This window comes from Bartonella ancashensis (assembly GCF_001281405.1).
GTDB lineage: Bacteria > Pseudomonadota > Alphaproteobacteria > Rhizobiales > Rhizobiaceae > Bartonella > Bartonella ancashensis.
The window spans coordinates 258774-277778 of sequence record NZ_CP010401.1; the positions used below are offsets into that span (position 1 = coordinate 258774).

Consider the following 19005-nt stretch of genomic DNA (forward strand, 5'->3'; position numbering starts at 1 on the left):
GCTTTTCTAATACTCGAAACATAAAAACACTCTCTGTAGGTTGTTTTTGATAGTAAGGGGGGGAGTTGTCGTAAAGAGTAAGGAGGAATAAGTTATCATGCCTGCAGCAAAATCACTTTCTCGAAACTATTTTTATCATGGAACTCGAGTTCTCAAGAATAAATATCAGACAAAGAACGCTGAACAACTTGAAAAAAGAATGGCTCGTGATGTAGCAAATGCAATACTTGCTCTACAAAAAGAAGAATTGCCAGAGCGTTTTGATGCCTCTTATATCAAACATATTCATAGATGCCTATTTGGAAAGACATTCGAGTGGGCTGGATGTACTCGTGATATGCTTTTTAAATTTCAGGATGGCACCAGTGCCCTTATGTCGAAAATGGGCTTAAATCCAGATTTCTCTTTTGTAGATGGCGAAAAAATTCAAGAACAGCTTCTATCTTTTGGGGAAATTATTGCTGGTAAAAATAATCTAAAAGGTTTGTCACGCGAGGAATTTGTTCGAGAAGTAACACAATTCTTTGCTTCTCTTAATTGGATACATCCTTTTAGCGAAGGTAATGGGCGCGTACAGCGATTGTTTTTTGAAAAATTAGCTGAAAATGCAGGACATGAGCTAGACTTTTCTCTTGTAACAAACAAACGTATGACCAGTGTTTGTGCTGAAGCAATGGAGAATTCTAATCTAGAGCCGATGGAACATATGTTTGAAGATATTTCTGATCCCAAGAGAAGATCACTTTTAAAGAACTTTATGCATCACGCGACAATTTTCAAAGAAGGAATACTTGATACTCGTTGCATTGTCGTTGCCAAAGAAGGGGTCTCTATTTCTGGAAGTGTTCTTGATATCACGAGGGATAATTTTGTCATTAACTCAAATGATACCCTAATTATTTGTGCAACAAAAGATTTGGAAAGAGGTACATTAAAAACATTAAAGAAAGGAGATTTTGTAAGTCTTACTCCCTCACAAACTCCAGGAGTGTTGATTCCAGAGAGAAGAATGGGACCTCTCTCACAATCAGAACTTTCAAGCATGATTTCTCAAAATTCTAGTGTCCAGGAATGTCTTCAAAACATCAAACGGTTATCGAAAATTATTTATGGTAATCCAGAAGCAGTAAATGGAACGATGAATTTGGTCCTGCGTAGTCCACATTACGCTCAACAGATTTCTGAAAGAATTCAGAATGATCCTAAATCTATTGCCAAACTTGCGGGAAGAAAATTCCTATGCTGGAAGAGTCGTACACGTAAAGCAGCCGAAAGACACGTTGTTCTTCTCTCCGTAGCAGTTGAAACTCATGGAAAAATTGTCACACGTGCACGCAACGAAAGTATGGAAGAGCACCAACAAAAACAAATGCGCGCAGGTCATGCTGTTGCCCTCCCCTCTAGGTATTTAAGTGAGTTTTTCTCTTTATCTCCACAACAAAGAGAAAATGCCCTTTCTCAGGATCCTGGACTAAAAGAGGATTTTGAAGATTATGTGCGATCACTCAACCAACGCCTCTCCCCAAATGACCGTAAAGCTATTAGGGAAGAAGATTGCATGGCGCTTTCCAGAACTCTTGATGTATCTGTTGTACAAGCTCAAAAAATTGTAGAATTAGTTAAAATCACCGACGGAATAAAACAAGAATTAGAACATAGTGCATCGAAGTACTTAACTATGAAAAACAGTGCATCGAAGTACTTAACTATGAAAAACAGTGCATATGCGCGAGATCCAGAGCAAGTATATGGCAACCTATCGTACACGTCTGCGCAAAGTCAAGAGCAAGTATATGGCAACCTATCGTACACGTCTGCGCAAAGTCAAGAGCAAGTATATGGCAACCTATCGTACACGTCTGCGCAAAGTCAAGAGCAAGTATATGGCAACCTATCGTACACGTCTGCGCAAAATCAAAATCCTGCACACGATAGCGTATACGGTAGCATACAGTCCGTGAAAGATTTGCAGCAGCAAGATCCAGAACACAACTATGCTGAGATAGATTTTACGAAAAGCACAAACAGGCCAGTTCAGAGGTCTGACTCTAGTAAAACACCGTACTCGACTGTGAAAAAAAGTCGCTCAAATAACAGAACACAGTCACCTTGTATATGAGCAAGAAACAAAGGAAGTTTTTTCAGCTGTACTGCTTATTTTAATAAAATTTTTGTACAATCAAGAAGCTAAAAAGAGGAGTTATAAGTGCAAACATGGTAATACATATGAAGATGTAATCTAAATTTGTTTTAAGAGTGTTTTCGCGTTTTTATACTCCTCTTCCCTCTTGATTTACTGGTGATTGACTATCAATAAAAAGAGAGGGGGTGCCTCTTATTGAACATAGTTCTTATTGTGTGCCTTCATTGCCCTCACAGTGTTTTCCCTTTTACTGAGGTGCAGGTTTTCTTCGTGTGGAACAGTAATCTGTGTTTAGAGCTTTCCTGATATTATTTGAAGTTTTCCTAATATTCTTCACCCGTTGCCTCATGCGAAATATGAAGCTGAATGTATACTCTCTCTCAGGGGCAGATTAAAGACAACATTGTATAGCATGCAAAGACTGTAAATCCTGTAATAACTTTTAGGATCATTGTGAGTATGATTCCCTTAATTTACCCAAAAAAAACTATGATCTCTTTACATTCTTAAAAATTATGCACGAGAGCATTTTTTATCAAAGAACATATAGATCATCCCTAAAATAGCAAAAAAACAACAGTATTCTGCATGTTATTTTTTCTTGTTATAAAAATGACAAATTTTTATCTTACTTGTAAGGGCCATTGGAAAAAGAATTGAGTTTGAAAAGTTGATTTACTCTTGTTAAAATGTGAGAGTCCGCAGCGTTATAATGGCAAGGAAACTTTAAAGCAAAAGCGGTTCTGTATTTTCTGCATTAAGAAAAACTGATAGCACTAAGCAATGGCAGCACTTAAATTTGCCACCGGCTTTACGCACTTAGCAGGAAGTAAGGCTTTTCCTTAAATACTCAAAAGATTGAGACTCTATTTGCGAGTTATTTCGATAGTTAAGGAGAAAGTTATCATGACTATAGGGAAACCGATCTCTCAGCACTATGTTTATCCTGATACTCAAATATTAAAAAATAAATATAATCTAATGGATGCCGCACAACTTGAAGAAAAATGTGCACAAAATATAGCAGAAGCAACCATCGCTCTGAGGAAAGAATCCTTTCCAGAGCGTTTTGATTCTTCTTATATCAAGCATATCCATAAGTGCATGTTTGAAAAAACATTTGAATGGGCTGGGCATACACGTGATAAACCATTCATATTTATGGATGGCTCCTCTGCCTACATGCCGGAAATGAGTCTGAGTGAAAATGTTCACTATGCAGATGGTAAGGAATTTAGAAAGCTTTTTCGGGAATTTGATAACACGCTTGCTGAAAAAAATAATTTAAGGGGTTTGTCGCGCACAGAATTTATTCGTCATGCGGCACCACTTTTTGCCTCTCTCAACTATATACACCCCTTCAGAGATGGTAATGAACATGTACAACGATTATTTTTTGAGAGGCTCTCTCAATTTGCGGGGCATGAGCTAAATTTTTCTCTCGTAACAAGGGAGCGCATGATTGATGCCTGTTCTGGAGCGATGGAGCGTAATAATCTAACGTTAGTGCGACATATGTTCGAGGATATATCCAATCCCCACAAAAGAGAGATCCTACAAAATTTTATGAAGCATGCAGAATCCTTCCAAAAAGAAGGCTTTGATACCCGCAACGTTGTCGTAGCATTAGAAGATTTTCCTGTTTTTGGGGTTTTTGCAGGTGTCAGAGATGATATTGTTGCTGTTAGTACAAAAGATATGCTCGTTATTTGTGAGACAAAAGATTTCGATGAAGAACAACAATTAAAGACCCTCTCTAAGGGTGATTTCGTGAGTTTTTCCTCAAAACAATCTCCCGAAATTCTAATTCCTGAAAAAAAGATGGGTTTCCTCCCGAAAAATGAACTTTTCCAAATGATTGAGAAACATATCTTAATTCGAGAAAGCACTCAACTTATCCAGAGATTATCACAAACTGTCTACAATAATCCTAATATACTAGACGACAAACTGAGCCAAATTAATAAGGACCAAAGCTTTGCTGCAACTCTCTCTCAACAAATCGAAACCAATCCTAGATCTATTGCTGAGCTTGCGGGAGCTAAATACCTTTTCGTGAAGAACAATACACGTAAGAATGCTGAAAATTGCGCTCTTGCTCTTGCAACCGTAGTTAGGGAGCATGGAGAAATTGCCACATATGTGTGTGAACAAAGTGTTGAAAACTATCAGCAAGAAAGAGAGCGCAAAGGAGTTTCTATTGACGTCCCAAACGCACGATTACAGAATGTCCTTTCATTGTCCAAATCTGCAAAACTTCAAAAAGAAGCCTTTCTTCTCGACCCTGATCTAAAAAAAGAATTCGAATGTTATGAGAAAGCACTCAACAAGCGTCTCTCTAGAAAAGAACACAAAGCCATTGAAGAAAAAGACTTTTTGGAACTTGCTAAAACTGTTGGCGTCTCTATTAAACAAGCTCAGAAAATTGCAAGAATTGTTGACCTTACCAAAGCAACGCAGAGACATGTCCAAGAACTTGATGCTGAATCGTCAAAAAAGCTAATTACTGCTGTAGTAAAACAACGTAAAAGGGCTGCATCATTTTGATATGCAATCGTAAATAACGGGAAAAAATATTTGCTATCATTTTAGTAAAGTTTACTACAGTGATAAGCTGGAAGATTTTGAGCCATATGAGGTGCAGTTTTCTCTTTAGTGGTGATTTCGTTAAGTTTTTTCTGTAGTTTTTGCATATAATGTAAGTATTTTTTGTATAAGGTTGTATTCTAGAACTCATCGGTTATCAGGGTTACTTTGAATATCATCGCAAATGAGATTCTTTCATTTGCCTGTGATTTTCGTCTATCCGTAATATTGTGGCTTCTTCGTACTTTTCAGAAATTGAAGCATGAAGAGGAAGTCTCTTCATGGTTGTTACAGAATTGTTAAAAGAACACATCAAAGCACTAAAAAATTAGAAAATCATTATGGATAATAATATTTCCTTTATTTCTAGCAAAAAAACCTTGTCAGCAGCGAGATAACGCTTCAAAAACCCTATTTTGTTAACCTTAATAAGAAATTCTATAGCACCATCGAGAATGGCATATACATATGTTTTTTTACCTCAATTTGTACTCTTGAAATATATCAAAAGTGGGTCTACTTATTGCGAAAAGTAATATGCTTTCGTATGAAAGGAGATAATATCGGCCCTTTCTTCGTTTTTTGGAAATTACGCTTGCCATAACTTAAAGGATTTCTTCATTTTACAGGATAGGTTTTTTGAGAAATTTCTTAAGCGTAGCACTAAGGAGGATATGAAAATAGTTTGAGAAGTTCATCCCTACTATTTAAATCTTTCTCATTGAGAATGAGTCGGATTCACGTCTGAAATGTCTGAAAATCTGAACGCTTTTGTGATCTTTATAATACTAAGGAGGAATTTATCATGATGAATAATGATGATAGTCACACCCGCGACACTAGTCCCAAACCTGACAATTATACTTATCCTAACTCGAATACATTAAAGAATAAATATGGGTTAACGGATATGGCTCAGTTTGAGCAAAAAGCTGCACATGATACCACGAAAGAAATTATTAATCTCCGGCTAGAGCTCCTCCCAGAAAATCTTGATTCCTCTTATCTCAAATACATTCATAAACGCTTGTTTAGGAATACATTTGAATGGGCCGGACATACCCGTAATGTTCCTTTTATATTTTCAGACGGCTCCTCAGCTTCCATGTCAGAAATGGTAAGATCAGATGCTCGACATATTTGTTTTGCATCAGCTAATGAAATTACGCAAGGCTTAAAAAATGTAGATAAAATTCTTCTTGATGGGGATAATTTTAGAGGTCTATCGCGCAGAGAATTTGTCAATGAAGCATCAGGACTCTTTGCTGCTGTTAATTACCTACACCCCTTCAGAGAAGGAAATGGACGCACTCAGCGAATGTTTTTTGAAACCCTCGCCAAAATTGCAGGCCATGAGCTAGATTTTTCTCTTGTAACAAAAAAACGCATGACTGATGTCTGCATTGCAGCAATGGGACAAATGAACCCAATGCCGATGCGACGTATGTTTGAGGATATTTCTCATCCTCAAAAGAGGGCTATCTTGAAAGAATTTCTGGACATCGCGAAAGAGCGTGGAATCGATGTTGATAATCGTTATGTTATTGTAGCAGAAGAAGGCATGAGCATCATGGGAACCTTTGTAACTTCTGGAGACAAGGGGTTTACCGTTGATACTGGTAACGCTTTTGTTATTTGTATGAAAGAGGATGCTATTGCAGAAAATCTAGACAATGTACAAGTTGGTGAATATGTAAGCTTTACGGCTGCAAATGCCCCAGAGATTCTGATACCCGAAAAGAAAATGGGCCCTCTTCCACACAAAAAACTACTTCAAGGGGTATCCCAAGATCCCTATATTCAGGAAAATCTTTCTAAAATCAGAGAATTATCAAAAATTGTTTATGGCAATCCGGAAATACTGAATGAAGAGATGGAGAAAATCCAAAGAAATCCAACCCTTGCTAAAAATTTAGCGCAACAAATTAAGAACGATCCTGAATCTATTGCAGGACTTGCAGGAAAGCGACTCCTATTATTGAAGGATAGTACTCGTAGGAATGCTGAATACAATGTTGTTGTTCTTATTGCTGCAGTCGAAAATCATGCAAATATTTCTGGATATGTACAAGAAAAGATCATTCATGATTATCAAAAAGAAGCAGAGCGCAAAGAAAATTGTGTTGAAGTGCCAGATAAAAATTTATGGAAGCTCCTCTCTTTGTCAGGAGAACAACGAAAGGAACTCCTTCTTCGAAATCCTGATCTGAAAAAAGAATTAAATCAGTATACACAAAAAATTAGCACCCGTCTTTCACCAGAAGAGCACAAAGCTGTTGATAGAAATGACTCTGCAGAATTTGCTAGAACTGTTGGTATCTCCGTTGAAAAAGCTCAAAAAGCTATAGAAGTAGTTAAGCTTGTCAAGGAAGTGCATGCACAAGCTCAAAAACTCGGCCTAGAGCAGTCAAAACATATGGCTCTGGTTAGCTAGGGTTACAAAAGCTTACTGTTTAAAAACTATGCCCCAAAAATGATGAAGTCATTTTTGATAGGGCTGGATGTAGTTAAGTGCGAAATATTGTAGAACATAGTTTGGATTTACTTCAACTGGTATTTACTTCACATTCTTCAGTGTTTCTCCCTTCATTCATTGTTGTTAATCATCAATAGAAGGGAGAGCCTTTTTGTTTGAAATTGCTTTGTATCTCTTTACTGTTCTCTCAGCACTTACTTTACAATTTATTGTGCGCATTATATTTAGCGTAAAGTTGTTGTTCGTCTTTTGACATTATAGTATCGATCTTAATTATATATCGATCTTAATTATATTAAGCGTGAAGCTAAAAACTTAAATCTCCACACAAGCTAACTAAAGAAAACATTAAACTACGTGCCTGACACTTATGGAGTTATGATTATTTTTTAGCATAATTGAAAATTGTTTTTGTCGACGATCTTATGATAATCATTGTCTTTATTTTCTCCCCAAATATAAAACATACTCAAACAGGTTTCTTTTAAAGACTCCCATAAATAAATTTTCAAAAGTAACTTTTTAAAAGGCAGATAAATTCACCGCGGATAAATATTCTTTTCTTAAATAAGACAATAATTTTTAGAAAAACTGCGACCTAAAAAGAGCATAAATAAGAATTTTTTTCTTTTAATCTTGACATTTAAAAAAAATCCTACCGAGTATCCCTCGGAAAATGGTCACTGTCTAATTACATGATATATTAATAGGGCACCTAGAGTGAACGGGTCGTTCTCATTTGGCTGCCACGAGGGGAATTATTTTTCTCTAATGAAAATTGAAATAAGAACTACGAATATACGGGTTTGTCACGGGTTTTTCTTTGTGCAACAGAAATAAAATTAAGAAAAAGGGCAAGGATTCTTTATTAATAGAAGTTTCTGTATCTCTCTTACATTGAAAAATCGCAACAATGCTGCAGCGTAATTTGTTCTGTTATTGAATTTTGTATGTTTCAAAAGATTGAGCTTTTTTCTACAAATATTTGAATCCTTAGACATTTTATGCGTTGTTCTGCATGCTAAGGAAGCAGCTTCATGCTAGATAAATTAGATTATGTTCACTAAACCTATCCAAGAACCCTGTGTGTTAAAAAATAAATATGGAATAACTGACTTTGAACAATTGGAACAACGGATTACACATGATGCGGCAAAAGCTGTGGTTTCTTTGTGATTAGAGTTCCCACTAGAAAGCTGTGCCTCCTTTTATTTGGAGTATATTCATAAACGTTATTTACAAATGCATTTAAATGGGCTTGATATATATTAAGCTCATCCAGAACCTAGAAAAACACACTCACAGAGTTTAAGGTTGAAGAATCAAGGGAACTTCGTCATCGCTAGTGAAAATTTTAGAGGGTTAATCATTTGAAGAATGTGAATAGGAGCAGTGGAAGAGCTTTTGCTTATATTGAAGTGTTCCTTTAATAAAAAATCTTTCGATGCGTCCCCTATTCCTCTTTACGATATAAATGAGCGCTCTATTTTAAAGGAAAGAGAATGTTAGCCACTTCGCTTCAAAAGTGATGTAGAGTTGAAACTCACTCCGAAAGTAGTGTTAAATTGAAAAAGACTTATGGATGTATAGCATCAAAATAATGAAACAAAAATACACATACATTAATCAAAAAAGGAGGTCTCTATGACAACAAACAATCCTACATCTCTTACAGAAGAAGAGTTGCAAAAACGCCGTGAAGCTGTTGATTTTGCTATCAGCACTCACGAACTCGAGGGAATAAAACTCCATCCCAAAACGCTTGAAATCCTAGAAGGATATGCGAAGGGGGACTATTCGCTCGAAGAATTTAACACTCTCATGGATCAAGCTCAATTATGACAAAATAACCTGTGAGAAACTGACATGTCAGCACAAAATTACACCTATCCAGACAGCCGAACACTCAAAAATAAATATGGTATTAAAAATTTAAAGAAATTTGAGAAAAAATGTGCTCACGATTCAGCAAGGGCAGCCGTCAATTTGCTTCGTGAGTCCGCACCTGAACGCTTTGACGTTAATTATTTGCAACATATCCATAAATCCCTATTTAATAGTACATTTGAATGGGCTGGACAGACGCGCGAAAAGTCTTTCCAATTTTCAGATGGAAGCGTCGCTTCTATGCCAGGGATGCAAAAAGTTAACGTAAGAATTCCTTTTGCTATTGATGGTGAGATAAGAAAAACACTGGATGAGGTAGATAAGAACATTCTTGCGAATAATTATTTCAAGGGCTCATCACGGGAAGAGTTCGTTGACCAGATGGCTAATGTGCTGACTAAGTTGAATCATGCACATCCTTTTAGAGAAGGAAATGGTCGTACACAACGTATATTTTGTACAAAGCTCGCTGAAGCCTCAGGACACACATTAGATTTTTCTCTTGTAACAAAATTCCGAATGGATTATGCCAGTATCATGGCTGCTAAAGGCGAGCCAGGAGTTATGAAATATATGCTGGATGATATTTCTAACCCAGAAAAAATGGCCATGTTGAAGGACTTTTTTAATGACGCATCTGGTATAAAAGAGCTTAAGCGTCGTCTTGTCATGACCGCTTACCCAGAAAAAACCTATCATGGTACCTATCTAGGTGGAAGCAATGGAAGTTTCGCGATCGAAACTCAGGGTATATACATCGTGGCACATAAGAGCAATCTTCCACCAGAGCAACTGCGCAATTTAAAAGTAGGTGACTTCATCTCTTACACAGAGCCTGCAGCTAAAAGCCTTGAGGAAAAAAGACGCTTAGAAAAGGAATTATCTCCTCATGAACGCAATGAATTCGCAGCAAAAATTGAAACTGATCCGTTAGCTAAAGAAATCATTAAAGAAATTCAAAAATTATCAAAGGCTGTTTATGGTAAACTTGATATTTTAGGAGATAAACTGGAGGAAATTAAAGAAAATCCATCCCTGGGAGAAGAGCTTTCATGGAAAGTTGCGGAAAAACCTCAATTTATCAATAAGCTTGCCGGTAGAAAAATCCTTGGCGTCATCAAAAGTGATCTGCGCAAACAGGCTGAAGACAATATTATCCCTCTATGTCATGCTCTTGAAAAATATTCAGGTTACATGGGGAAGGTGAAAGTGGGTATTATTCAAAATCGTCAAATGAAGCGAAGTCACCGCGGCATTGGCGTAGATCTTTCTACAAAACAAACACAGAGTCCCCCTGCTAAAGTAAGAAGATATGATAAAGAATTTCTCTCGTCAGAGATGCGCTTGAAAGAGCAGATCAATAAAGAATTACAATCTCAAAAAATGCGTGCAATGGGTAGAAATCATTCAGAGGGAGTATCAAGAGATGTTAAAAAAATACATCACCATGCTCGGCAGAATAAAGCTCAATCTCCAAAAGCGGTAGCAATGTTTCGATAGTAACAATATAAAATTTTAGCTCTTCCTTAGGCGAGATCTCACATATAACCGATCTCGCCTATTATATTTTTCTCCCCTCCATATTTACAAAATTGATATAAGAAAATTTTTAAAAACATGCATTATCAATTAACTGATTGAAAAATTTATATTTATTATGCTCCATTAAAAACATCAAAAAACATTATCTGCTCTTATTCCCTTTATGAAATTATGTTTTCAATAGATATGAATTGCTCATGCAATATTAGGCTTTTCCGGCTACTACCAGACTACTACATGTGAACAAATATCATCATATTTCTTTCCCTATTTACCAGCGTCATTATTATCATTCTTGTTATGATTTTTCACAATTATAGTCACATCACTTTGTATTTTTACAAAACAGAGCTTTTCAACAACATAAAAGAATGTAAAATTCCTTAAAAATAGGTACTAACCTGCTTTTAAAATCCTAAAAGCTAACCTTATAAGTACTTGGAAAACTGCTGTGATCATAATAACCATATTTTTTGAAAAAAAATTGCAGATCTTAAATGCCCCATACATCAAATAAAGAAATTACATCTGTCTTCACAAAAATTTACAAAACCCTTTGTTAAACTCTTAATCTATGATCTTATCGCGATTAAAATATTTTGCTCAAAACCCGCTCATAACCGAAACTACGTGGATTATATTTTCTCATAAATAAATATTTTGATGATGCTGCAGCTATTTTCTTCAGTTAAGAAAAAGAAGCTTTTCTCCTTTGCAATCTTTCAATCCAAATATAGTTGCGCAATTGTGCTAAACTATCCCCTTATCTTATTTTAAAATAATATCCACGAAAAACGAACTTATAAAGCATTAAAACACTCTTTGCTGAATGAGAAAATCTCATGAAAGAACCTCATGAACTTCATAAAAACAAGATAAAGTCCCACATGTAATTGGTAATTGGGATTATTTCAATATTGGTTATGATCTCATCAAGATCACGGAATAGTTTGCAAAGGAATAATCACTTTTATATTTCTGGATGCAGAATCTTCAAAAAGAGGCTTTTTATCAAATCTTGCACAGAGACTCTCAATAAATAAGCGACTCCTGTTTTCCCTTTGCTCATAATTTTGACCAGACATCCCCGCCCAATTATCGGCAAAAATCAAAGCCACACGACTATCATGCTGAGCCTCTAATGCAACATGAATATGTGTAGAATGCTGATCCAAATAAACATTTTTAAAAGAATGCTTTAACAACGCCACAACAATAATTCCAACTACTGTGGCATCCTTTTCAGGCAATGAACATTCTGCAAAAACCGTTTTTATAGCAACCTTATCGTACAATTCAACAGGCATTGACAATTTGATGTCATGCACAACTGAACCCAAAAAATCAGCCAATGGTATCATCCCTGTATCATAGGTTAATGGCAAATAATGATACACTGTTGAAATAGTCTGAATAAAATCATGTGCTGTATCAATGACAGAACATTCATCATCTTCATGGTGATTGTTACATTGAAGAGGAAACAAAGACGCAACTATATTGAGAAAATTATCTATGTGACATTTTATATTTTGTAGCAATTTTTCAACATATTGGTGATCCTCTTTTCTACGCTTCCGTATATTTAGCAATTTCTTAGTTTGTTTTTTTACACGCGCTTTAAGAGAGCTATTTACACTTTGAAGCGTTTGCTGATGCATCTTTGAAAGATGTATATCACGGCTTAAACAACGTATCACCCAACAAAAAAACGTAACAGAACCCACCACAGCTATCAATGAAACCAGAGTCAAAATGATATCTTGTTTTACAATAGCTTCACGTTTTTCCTCCCTAAAAGGATCATCTCCATCAAGAAATTGTATAATCAGCTGAGACAAGTGCCCTACATGAAATTGAGTCATTTCAATTGGTAAGGGAGGATGAACAGAAGGATCTGGAAAAGAGTCTAAAGCAACCATATGAGCATTTATAATGCTTTTACGTACTTCTATTTCTTTTTTAAAATCTATAAACCATTCTAACCAACGCGGATGAGAATGTACAATAATGCCCGCATATTCAAGGAGATCATCAAGCTCCCCTACAGACTTTGTAAAATGCAACTTATCATTGATATCGCGACTGTTTTCATAACGGCGATCCGCCACAGCCATATTCGTTAAATTGAGCAATATCAAATCGACTTGTTCATGCAATTTTGAGCGCGCATCGAGCTGTGCAAGTTCTCTATCAACATTATAGGATGAAAGAATAATACAACATAGTGCTAAAAAAGCCATCAAAAGGGAAATAACAATCCCTCCTCGAAGCCAACATATTTGCACCAATTTCAAAAAAGAAGATATCACTGAAAACGAATTTGTCTTTTTTACCATCTTATTGTCATCGATCAACTGAATAGAAATTCCTGTTTAATGCCTAAAAAAGCAGCATCGTTAATCTTCATGTAAAATACCCCCCCAAATTTACTCACAAACCTTTCCCTTTTTTTCCTGAAACCTCTTCTTCAATTTCTTAATAGAAATCTCTGTGTTACCCCGACATGGCTGCAAGCCCTTCAAACAAGATAATTCCTCATCCTCATGACCCACGGTTCTCTCAAATAGATATGGGAGAACCCAACTAGTATCGAAATGAGAATTTGAGCTTGTCTCAGCGCTATCCACTTTTTCTGAAGAGTTTTTGCAAACAACAAAGCTATTTGACAAAACTCTTCATAACAGCAAAATCACAATTACAAATCACAGAAGTATTTTCATGAAAAAATCTAGAAACATTCACAAAAACAATAACTTCCCTTTTATGCGCAAACAAACAATTGATAGAAGAATCTTTTTGAACCTTGTAACTTAATTAATCTACGCAAAATAAAATGAGAAGAAACCACTTGTTATATCGTTATCACCTTCATAAACCTCTCACCCCGTTTGTATTTTTAATCACGAAATTCACTCTGCAAAACAGCAGAAATCCAAATTCTTGATTCAGTATTTTTAAAAATTACTTTACCCCGCATCACGTTTTTACAATCATTTTTTGAAGAAGATCTTCAGCTCCCCGCCGCATTTGATCGTTCCATAAAGGAACAAAAAAGCGCAAAGATCATGCAATCAAAAGAAATTTTTGTTTCAAACATTTTCTTGTCTGTCATAAAGATCAGATTTTTTTATGGCTGAAACTTTACTTTTTTGCTCTAATATTTCCAAAAATTCGATAAAAAAGCAAAAATATTCTCTTTTTAAGAATACACACCATGAAATTCGTGCATTCATAGCTCTATTTATTCATCTCATAAAATTTTACAAACTTCTCATTCATCGAAATGATATGTTTATTTTCTATCTACCTCATATCTATTTAAAATATCCCTCTTTTCGGAAATAGAGCTCAGTCCTAAAATATCCAGATAACAAAAATAAATTTCTATAAAATAGCAAAATTTGTACGGTAAAGAATGACTTATAGAACGAATGCGCAACCATGCCACCATCAATGAGAAGATCTCATTAATTCATCTTGATTGATCTGGCATTCTATTTACGTTTGTAAAAAGAGGCTCAACCAGAATTTACTATACCAAAAATGTTGAATATTCATGATTTCATCTTTTTGCAAAATAAGCCACACTAAAATTTATCAGCTTTTTGTCATTCTTTAAATAAAATTCCCCATAATGATGGTTTGATCTTTTGACAACGGGAAACAAATAAAACAATCTATAATCAAATGGTCTTTTCCTGAAAACCCTCTCCATGGAACTTCAGCATTTTTACTAGAAATATAGATGATAACACAGGTAAAATCACCACGTCATAAAATTTATATGCCTTCATAGACAATCAGAATACATGAAAATTGCTTTTTTAGCGCATCTACCATAAACTGCAATTGTAACCTTAACAGCTCGAATAAAACAATACTCTTTACTATCAGCTTTATTACAAAGTGTTATTCATGAATAAATTGTTATGGCATGATGTTTAAACCATAGATTTACTCTATCCCCCATCACAAAAAGAAATAGAAAAGAAACTATGATCAACAACAAATCACCTCATTCCTCAAACTCTTCTCACAAAGAAATTGATGCGTTGCGGCAAAAAATCCATCCGAAAGATCCAGAACAAGAAGCAGCTCTTGACCCTGCCGTAGAGCGTGTAAGAAAAAAGCTCATGTATTTGATGATTTCCTTTGTTTCAATTACACTTATTCTCATTCTTGCTGTATTAGCTGCCATCATTTACAAAATTCTTGTTCCACAATCAGAAAAAATATTGAAAACCCCTGCCCATACAGATCCGCACTCTATACATAAAAAAATTCCACAAATCGCCCAATATACAATTCCTTTGCCTAAAGGGGCAAAAATCATATCACAAAGCCTTTCGGAAACAGCTCTTGTATTGAGAATTATTATGCCCGATGGACAAACAAAGCTGATTGTCTACAACTACTATACAGGTGAAATCTTAGCCACCTTCTCTACCACAACATCAAAATATTCGGAAGATTCTTCTTCAAAAATGCTCATATCCCCATAAGCATCTTTTTATTTTTTGCGGAATTATCACGCAGTATATCCACGCAGTATATCCACGCAGTATATCCACGCAGTATATCCACGCAGTATATCCACGCAGTATATCCACGCAGTATATCCACGCAGTATATCCACGCAGTATATCCACGCAGTATATCCACGCAGTATATCCACGCAGTATATCCAATGTATAACCAACATAAACATACTAAAGCAGGGCAGAGGTCTGCTTCCATAAAGCCAGAACGAAGACCCGCTTCCATGCAGCTTATAAACAAGCACAGACAAACGCATACAACATTTCTTCTCATAAAGAGAAGGCACTTTTTTCAATTTTTTACTTAAGCTTTCTCTTCTAAAGAAGAAGAAACACTCTGCCGCCGACGTGACCGTGTCTTAGCTTTTACCTCTTCCTTCAATGCAAGAACAGGCGCAGATTTTTCCACTAGCTCATCTTTTTTATGCACCATTTCTAACGCTGCTTCTTCTGCCCCAGCTTTAGATATTTCTTTAACGGATACTGAACGCCGACGTAAAGGACGATGAGCATTTTGAACCTGTTCACCATCACTTTCAATAAGTTTTTCTTTTGAACGAACAGCTTCATCTTCGTTCCCTTGCACAACTACTTTTTCTTCATTCTGCACGGAACCTTCTTGTATTAATTTTTCTTTTCCTTTTCTCCGGTCATTTCTTTTTCGCGGCTGCGCATTATTTGTTGCATTTGTAGTAGCAGGCGCAGGCTCATTGCTCACTTCTTCTTTCTGAAAATCATCAACACCTTCATCTGTGCATTCTTGATCAGATCTTTCGTCTCTATGCTTTGCTTGTTGCGACATCTGCCCATTAGCAGCTAAAATGATGCGGAGATAATGCTCTGCATGTTGTAAATAATTCTCAGCCATGATGCGATCACCCGCTCCCTGCGCATCATAAGCAAGATTTATGTATTTATCAGCGATCTGCTGTGCATTTCCACGCACTTTAACATCTGGACCATTGCTCTCATAATTGCGAGAAAGCGGATTAGTGTGTCGACGATTATTATTATTATTATTACTATTATTATTGCGACCGCGCACCCGTTTATTTTGCTGTGATCTCATATTTATCCCTTTTGGAGTGTGCCCATTACTACAGACTTAACTATTATCGGAGTTTCTCTTGACAACTTCAACCATGTCCAGAATACGACTCCTGAACCATCCCCGCTCATCGACTCTCAAATGACATCGATCATACCCTAACTCAAAAGCACATTTCTCGGAAAGCACTAAAACGGCAGAAAACACCTAATAACGAACCCCAATCTTTCTGCTCACGCCCAATCTTTCTGCTCACGACTGTGAAATGTAACGACCTTCACACAAAATGCCAAGTGTCTTTTTGGCCACATTAAACTATATTTTACTGAAAAATGACCTTTTTACGAAAAAACCAACCGACATCCCCCTTTATACACACTGCTCTGTGGTAAATTTCCCTTTTTCCTTTTATCACAATAAAGCCAAGCAGAATTGTGAATCACCAAAAGCACCACCATTGCACATCATGAGTAGATTCTCAAAAAATTACAAGCAATTCTTTTACCCAACATAGTTCCCTCAAATATAACGGAACGTTCTACTATACCCACCCCTCCCCTTTCCCTAATCAAAAAGAAAGAGTGAAGAAAAAGCATAAGATAGTTATCATCTCCCCTTCTTTCTGCTTAAAACACAGCCACAAAAAACCACACCCAACAGCAGTGTTAGTCGCTGCTGTTGGCCAACTTATGGAGTGTGCGGTAACCCAGGAGTTCACACATCACCCTGCCCTTAAGCAAAAACAACATGCACCCTCCTATTACCCTATCTGCTTCACTAAGAAAGACCAGATATGCACCTGTGTCTAACAAAAATGGTACAATTTTATGTTCAATGATGCCCTATATTAAAACAATTTGCATTTTCAAGTTTATATTTATCTTGGCACTGGTTAATCATAGCACAACCACGCCGATAAATCCTGTGGCCTGTTCAGAAGGTTATTCATGGCCCCTCAGGAGATTTATCATTGAGCAACCATCAAAAATAATTACGGTTCGTGCTCCTATTTCCACTTTTTGCATTGATCAAGCAGTCTTGCAAAAGAAAATAATTACCGTCTCCTGGTCGTATCATTTTTATGCATTTTTTCTTAGATTCCTCAGAAATTTTGTCCCACATTGCGCGAATAACAAAATAGGCTTCACCTTCTAAATAGAAGCAACGTTGATAGACCTCATACCTCATATCAGGAACAACTGAGGCAGCCACTTCCTTACAATAAACAGGGAAATCAAATGTTGGGATATCTAATGGGATTTGTTCCTGTTGAACAACTTCTTCGGTAGAAAAAAAATGAGGTCCTTTTTTCATGAAAAAACAGTACACAAAAAACAAACATAAAAAAGAGGCCACCACCACAAAGAAGATTTTTCTGTATATCTTTTTGCAGTAAACATAATAATGGCATATTTTATGCTTTGGACGTACTTCTTTATCCATACATCTCACATCCTTATATTGATCATGAAAAATCATTAATAATTAGGAACGTTACAACCACGTTCATGAAAAAATTAAAAGACCGATCGCATTATGAATTGTCCTACCTCAAAAAGCAATCATATCTCCTGGAAAAGATCTTTACAAAAAGGTCGCACCAATATTTTTACAACATTCCCCAGTGCGGCATTTAAAGAAAAGATTTATTACAATATTTGAATATTTTATCTTAACACATGTTTTGCCAGAGAAATTCTAAAAGAGAACTATAATGAATGTATTATGGCATACGCAATCGCGCCCCCCAACATTTTTGTGCTTGACCAAAACGGTCTGTCGCGACAATCCACCGCGATAACAACGGCTCTGTTGTGACAAGATAAGCAGGTTTATTGATGATCGGTGGTTGTGTCCACCCGACGCAAGACATCGGCACATTCTTCTGGCATCCCGCCAAGAGCACGACACAAGCTAAAAGGGGAAAGAGCAAAAGTTTCATTATTAATTTTCTCACGATTTTGAAAAGTCGAAATCGCTTGGACAAGAGTTTGAGTACGCTCGAAAGAGCGTCCATATAAAAAGCTCCCAATGACAGTGGAAATAATGAAGATAACCACCAAGCTCCAGCGCGAAATCATAAACATTAATCTTCTTCCATGGTTCGTGAAATATAGAGCCAGATGCCTGTGATCATAGCCATCACCATAGCAACAGCAAAAGCCCATTGCACAGGACCATCCCCTGTTACAAAACCGGTTAATCCTGAAAAAGCACCTATAACTGGAGCCAAAATTTCTACACTCCGCAAAGATACCTTCTCAGCTGTTTCTGCTTTCTGATAATTGGAAGAAACATAAGCCCCTTTCGCCCATAAACCAGCTTCTGCAGCACGTCGATGAACAAGCCCCTGCAAACGTTTCCCCCCAGCATTAATCCATTTTTGTAACTCAGCAGGAACAGCGCTATAATCGCCTTTATTGAGTTTTTTTAATAATGTAGACGCAAAAAAAGCTTCCGTTCCAATATTATAGCAAAAAGAAACGAGAGCGGCGAATTGCTCATTACTTAAAGGCTGAGAAACCGCTTTGTCTACCGCCTGCTCAAATTGCACCAAATCATGTCGCAATATGGTGTTAGCCTGAGCTTTTGTGATTTTCATACCGCTATAGACTGTGGGTTCTCCTGCTTTTGCTGTATGACCATAACCAATTGTCCAAATTCCTGTAGAATCTCTATAAGCATCTAAACGCAAACCCTCCCATTGTTGGATTAGCGCAAATCCTTCTTTTGATATTTTTCGCATTATTCTTGATCCCTCCCAAAAACCTCCATCAAAAAT

Annotated in this window: 11 protein-coding genes; 6 read left to right on the forward strand and 5 right to left on the reverse strand. The window is 36.5% G+C overall.

The window, feature by feature from the left end:
• Window positions 1–97 precede the first annotated feature (97 nt).
• From PU02_RS01155 to PU02_RS01175, 5 genes are all read left to right on the forward strand, one after another.
• Entirely contained in the window at window positions 98–2119 is a 2022-nt protein-coding gene (locus PU02_RS01155; protein WP_053943718.1) for a BID domain-containing T4SS effector, read from the forward strand.
• Window positions 2120–3049: 930 nt separating this feature from the next.
• Window positions 3050–4690, forward strand: coding sequence for a BID domain-containing T4SS effector (locus PU02_RS01160; protein WP_053943719.1), 1641 nt, complete (start codon window positions 3050–3052; stop codon window positions 4688–4690).
• An 844-nt stretch (window positions 4691–5534) separates the two neighbouring features.
• Window positions 5535–7163 carry a BID domain-containing T4SS effector gene (locus PU02_RS01165; RefSeq protein WP_053943720.1) on the forward strand — a complete coding sequence of 543 codons (1629 nt, stop codon included), beginning with the start codon at window positions 5535–5537 and terminating at the stop codon, window positions 7161–7163.
• 1686 nt (window positions 7164–8849) lie between these two features.
• Entirely contained in the window at window positions 8850–9047 is a 198-nt protein-coding gene (locus PU02_RS01170) for an antitoxin VbhA family protein (protein WP_053943721.1), read from the forward strand.
• A gap of 24 nt (window positions 9048–9071) precedes the next feature.
• The gene (locus PU02_RS01175; protein ID WP_053943722.1) at window positions 9072–10592 is read left to right on the forward strand and encodes a BID domain-containing T4SS effector; all 1521 of its coding nucleotides are present in this window, start codon (window positions 9072–9074) and stop codon (window positions 10590–10592) included.
• Window positions 10593–11572: 980 nt separating this feature from the next.
• On the opposite strand, the gene PU02_RS01180 is transcribed toward PU02_RS01175, so the two are convergent.
• A complete protein-coding gene (locus tag PU02_RS01180) occupies window positions 11573–12973 on the reverse strand; it encodes a histidine kinase dimerization/phosphoacceptor domain -containing protein (RefSeq protein WP_071628376.1) in 1401 nt (466 codons plus the stop codon).
• 1659 nt (window positions 12974–14632) lie between these two features.
• Between PU02_RS01180 and PU02_RS01195 the strand changes: the two genes are divergently transcribed.
• Entirely contained in the window at window positions 14633–15139 is a 507-nt protein-coding gene (locus PU02_RS01195) for a hypothetical protein (protein ID WP_053943726.1), read from the forward strand.
• Between the two features lie 340 nt (window positions 15140–15479).
• On the opposite strand, the gene PU02_RS01200 is transcribed toward PU02_RS01195, so the two are convergent.
• From PU02_RS01200 to PU02_RS01215, 4 genes are all read right to left on the reverse strand, one after another.
• Window positions 15480–16244 carry a DUF4167 domain-containing protein gene (locus PU02_RS01200; protein WP_053943727.1) on the reverse strand — a complete coding sequence of 255 codons (765 nt, stop codon included), beginning with the start codon at window positions 16242–16244 and terminating at the stop codon, window positions 15480–15482.
• Window positions 16245–17204: 960 nt separating this feature from the next.
• Window positions 17205–17666, reverse strand: coding sequence for a hypothetical protein (locus PU02_RS01205; protein ID WP_053943728.1), 462 nt, complete (start codon window positions 17664–17666; stop codon window positions 17205–17207).
• Between the two features lie 389 nt (window positions 17667–18055).
• The gene (locus PU02_RS01210) at window positions 18056–18310 is read right to left on the reverse strand and encodes a hypothetical protein (protein ID WP_053943729.1); all 255 of its coding nucleotides are present in this window, start codon (window positions 18308–18310) and stop codon (window positions 18056–18058) included.
• Window positions 18310–18969: a lysozyme gene (locus PU02_RS01215; protein WP_053944599.1), complete on the reverse strand. Its 660-nt coding sequence runs from the start codon at window positions 18967–18969 to the stop codon at window positions 18310–18312. The genes PU02_RS01210 and PU02_RS01215 overlap by 1 nt, the downstream gene beginning before the upstream one ends.
• Window positions 18970–19005 lie beyond the last annotated feature (36 nt).

Coding starts and splice junctions, on each gene's coding strand:
- PU02_RS01210 (WP_053943729.1), bottom strand. CDS start 18,310: ATGTTTATGATTTCGCGCTGGAGCTTGGTGGTTATCTTCATTATTTCC.
- PU02_RS01155 (WP_053943718.1), top strand. CDS start 98: ATGCCTGCAGCAAAATCACTTTCTCGAAACTATTTTTATCATGGAACT.
- PU02_RS01170 (WP_053943721.1), top strand. CDS start 8,850: ATGACAACAAACAATCCTACATCTCTTACAGAAGAAGAGTTGCAAAAA.
- PU02_RS01195 (WP_053943726.1), top strand. CDS start 14,633: ATGATCAACAACAAATCACCTCATTCCTCAAACTCTTCTCACAAAGAA.
- PU02_RS01215 (WP_053944599.1), bottom strand. CDS start 18,969: ATGCGAAAAATATCAAAAGAAGGATTTGCGCTAATCCAACAATGGGAG.
- PU02_RS01180 (WP_071628376.1), bottom strand. CDS start 12,973: ATGGTAAAAAAGACAAATTCGTTTTCAGTGATATCTTCTTTTTTGAAA.
- PU02_RS01205 (WP_053943728.1), bottom strand. CDS start 17,666: ATGGATAAAGAAGTACGTCCAAAGCATAAAATATGCCATTATTATGTT.
- PU02_RS01160 (WP_053943719.1), top strand. CDS start 3,050: ATGACTATAGGGAAACCGATCTCTCAGCACTATGTTTATCCTGATACT.
- PU02_RS01175 (WP_053943722.1), top strand. CDS start 9,072: ATGTCAGCACAAAATTACACCTATCCAGACAGCCGAACACTCAAAAAT.
- PU02_RS01200 (WP_053943727.1), bottom strand. CDS start 16,244: ATGAGATCACAGCAAAATAAACGGGTGCGCGGTCGCAATAATAATAGT.
- PU02_RS01165 (WP_053943720.1), top strand. CDS start 5,535: ATGATGAATAATGATGATAGTCACACCCGCGACACTAGTCCCAAACCT.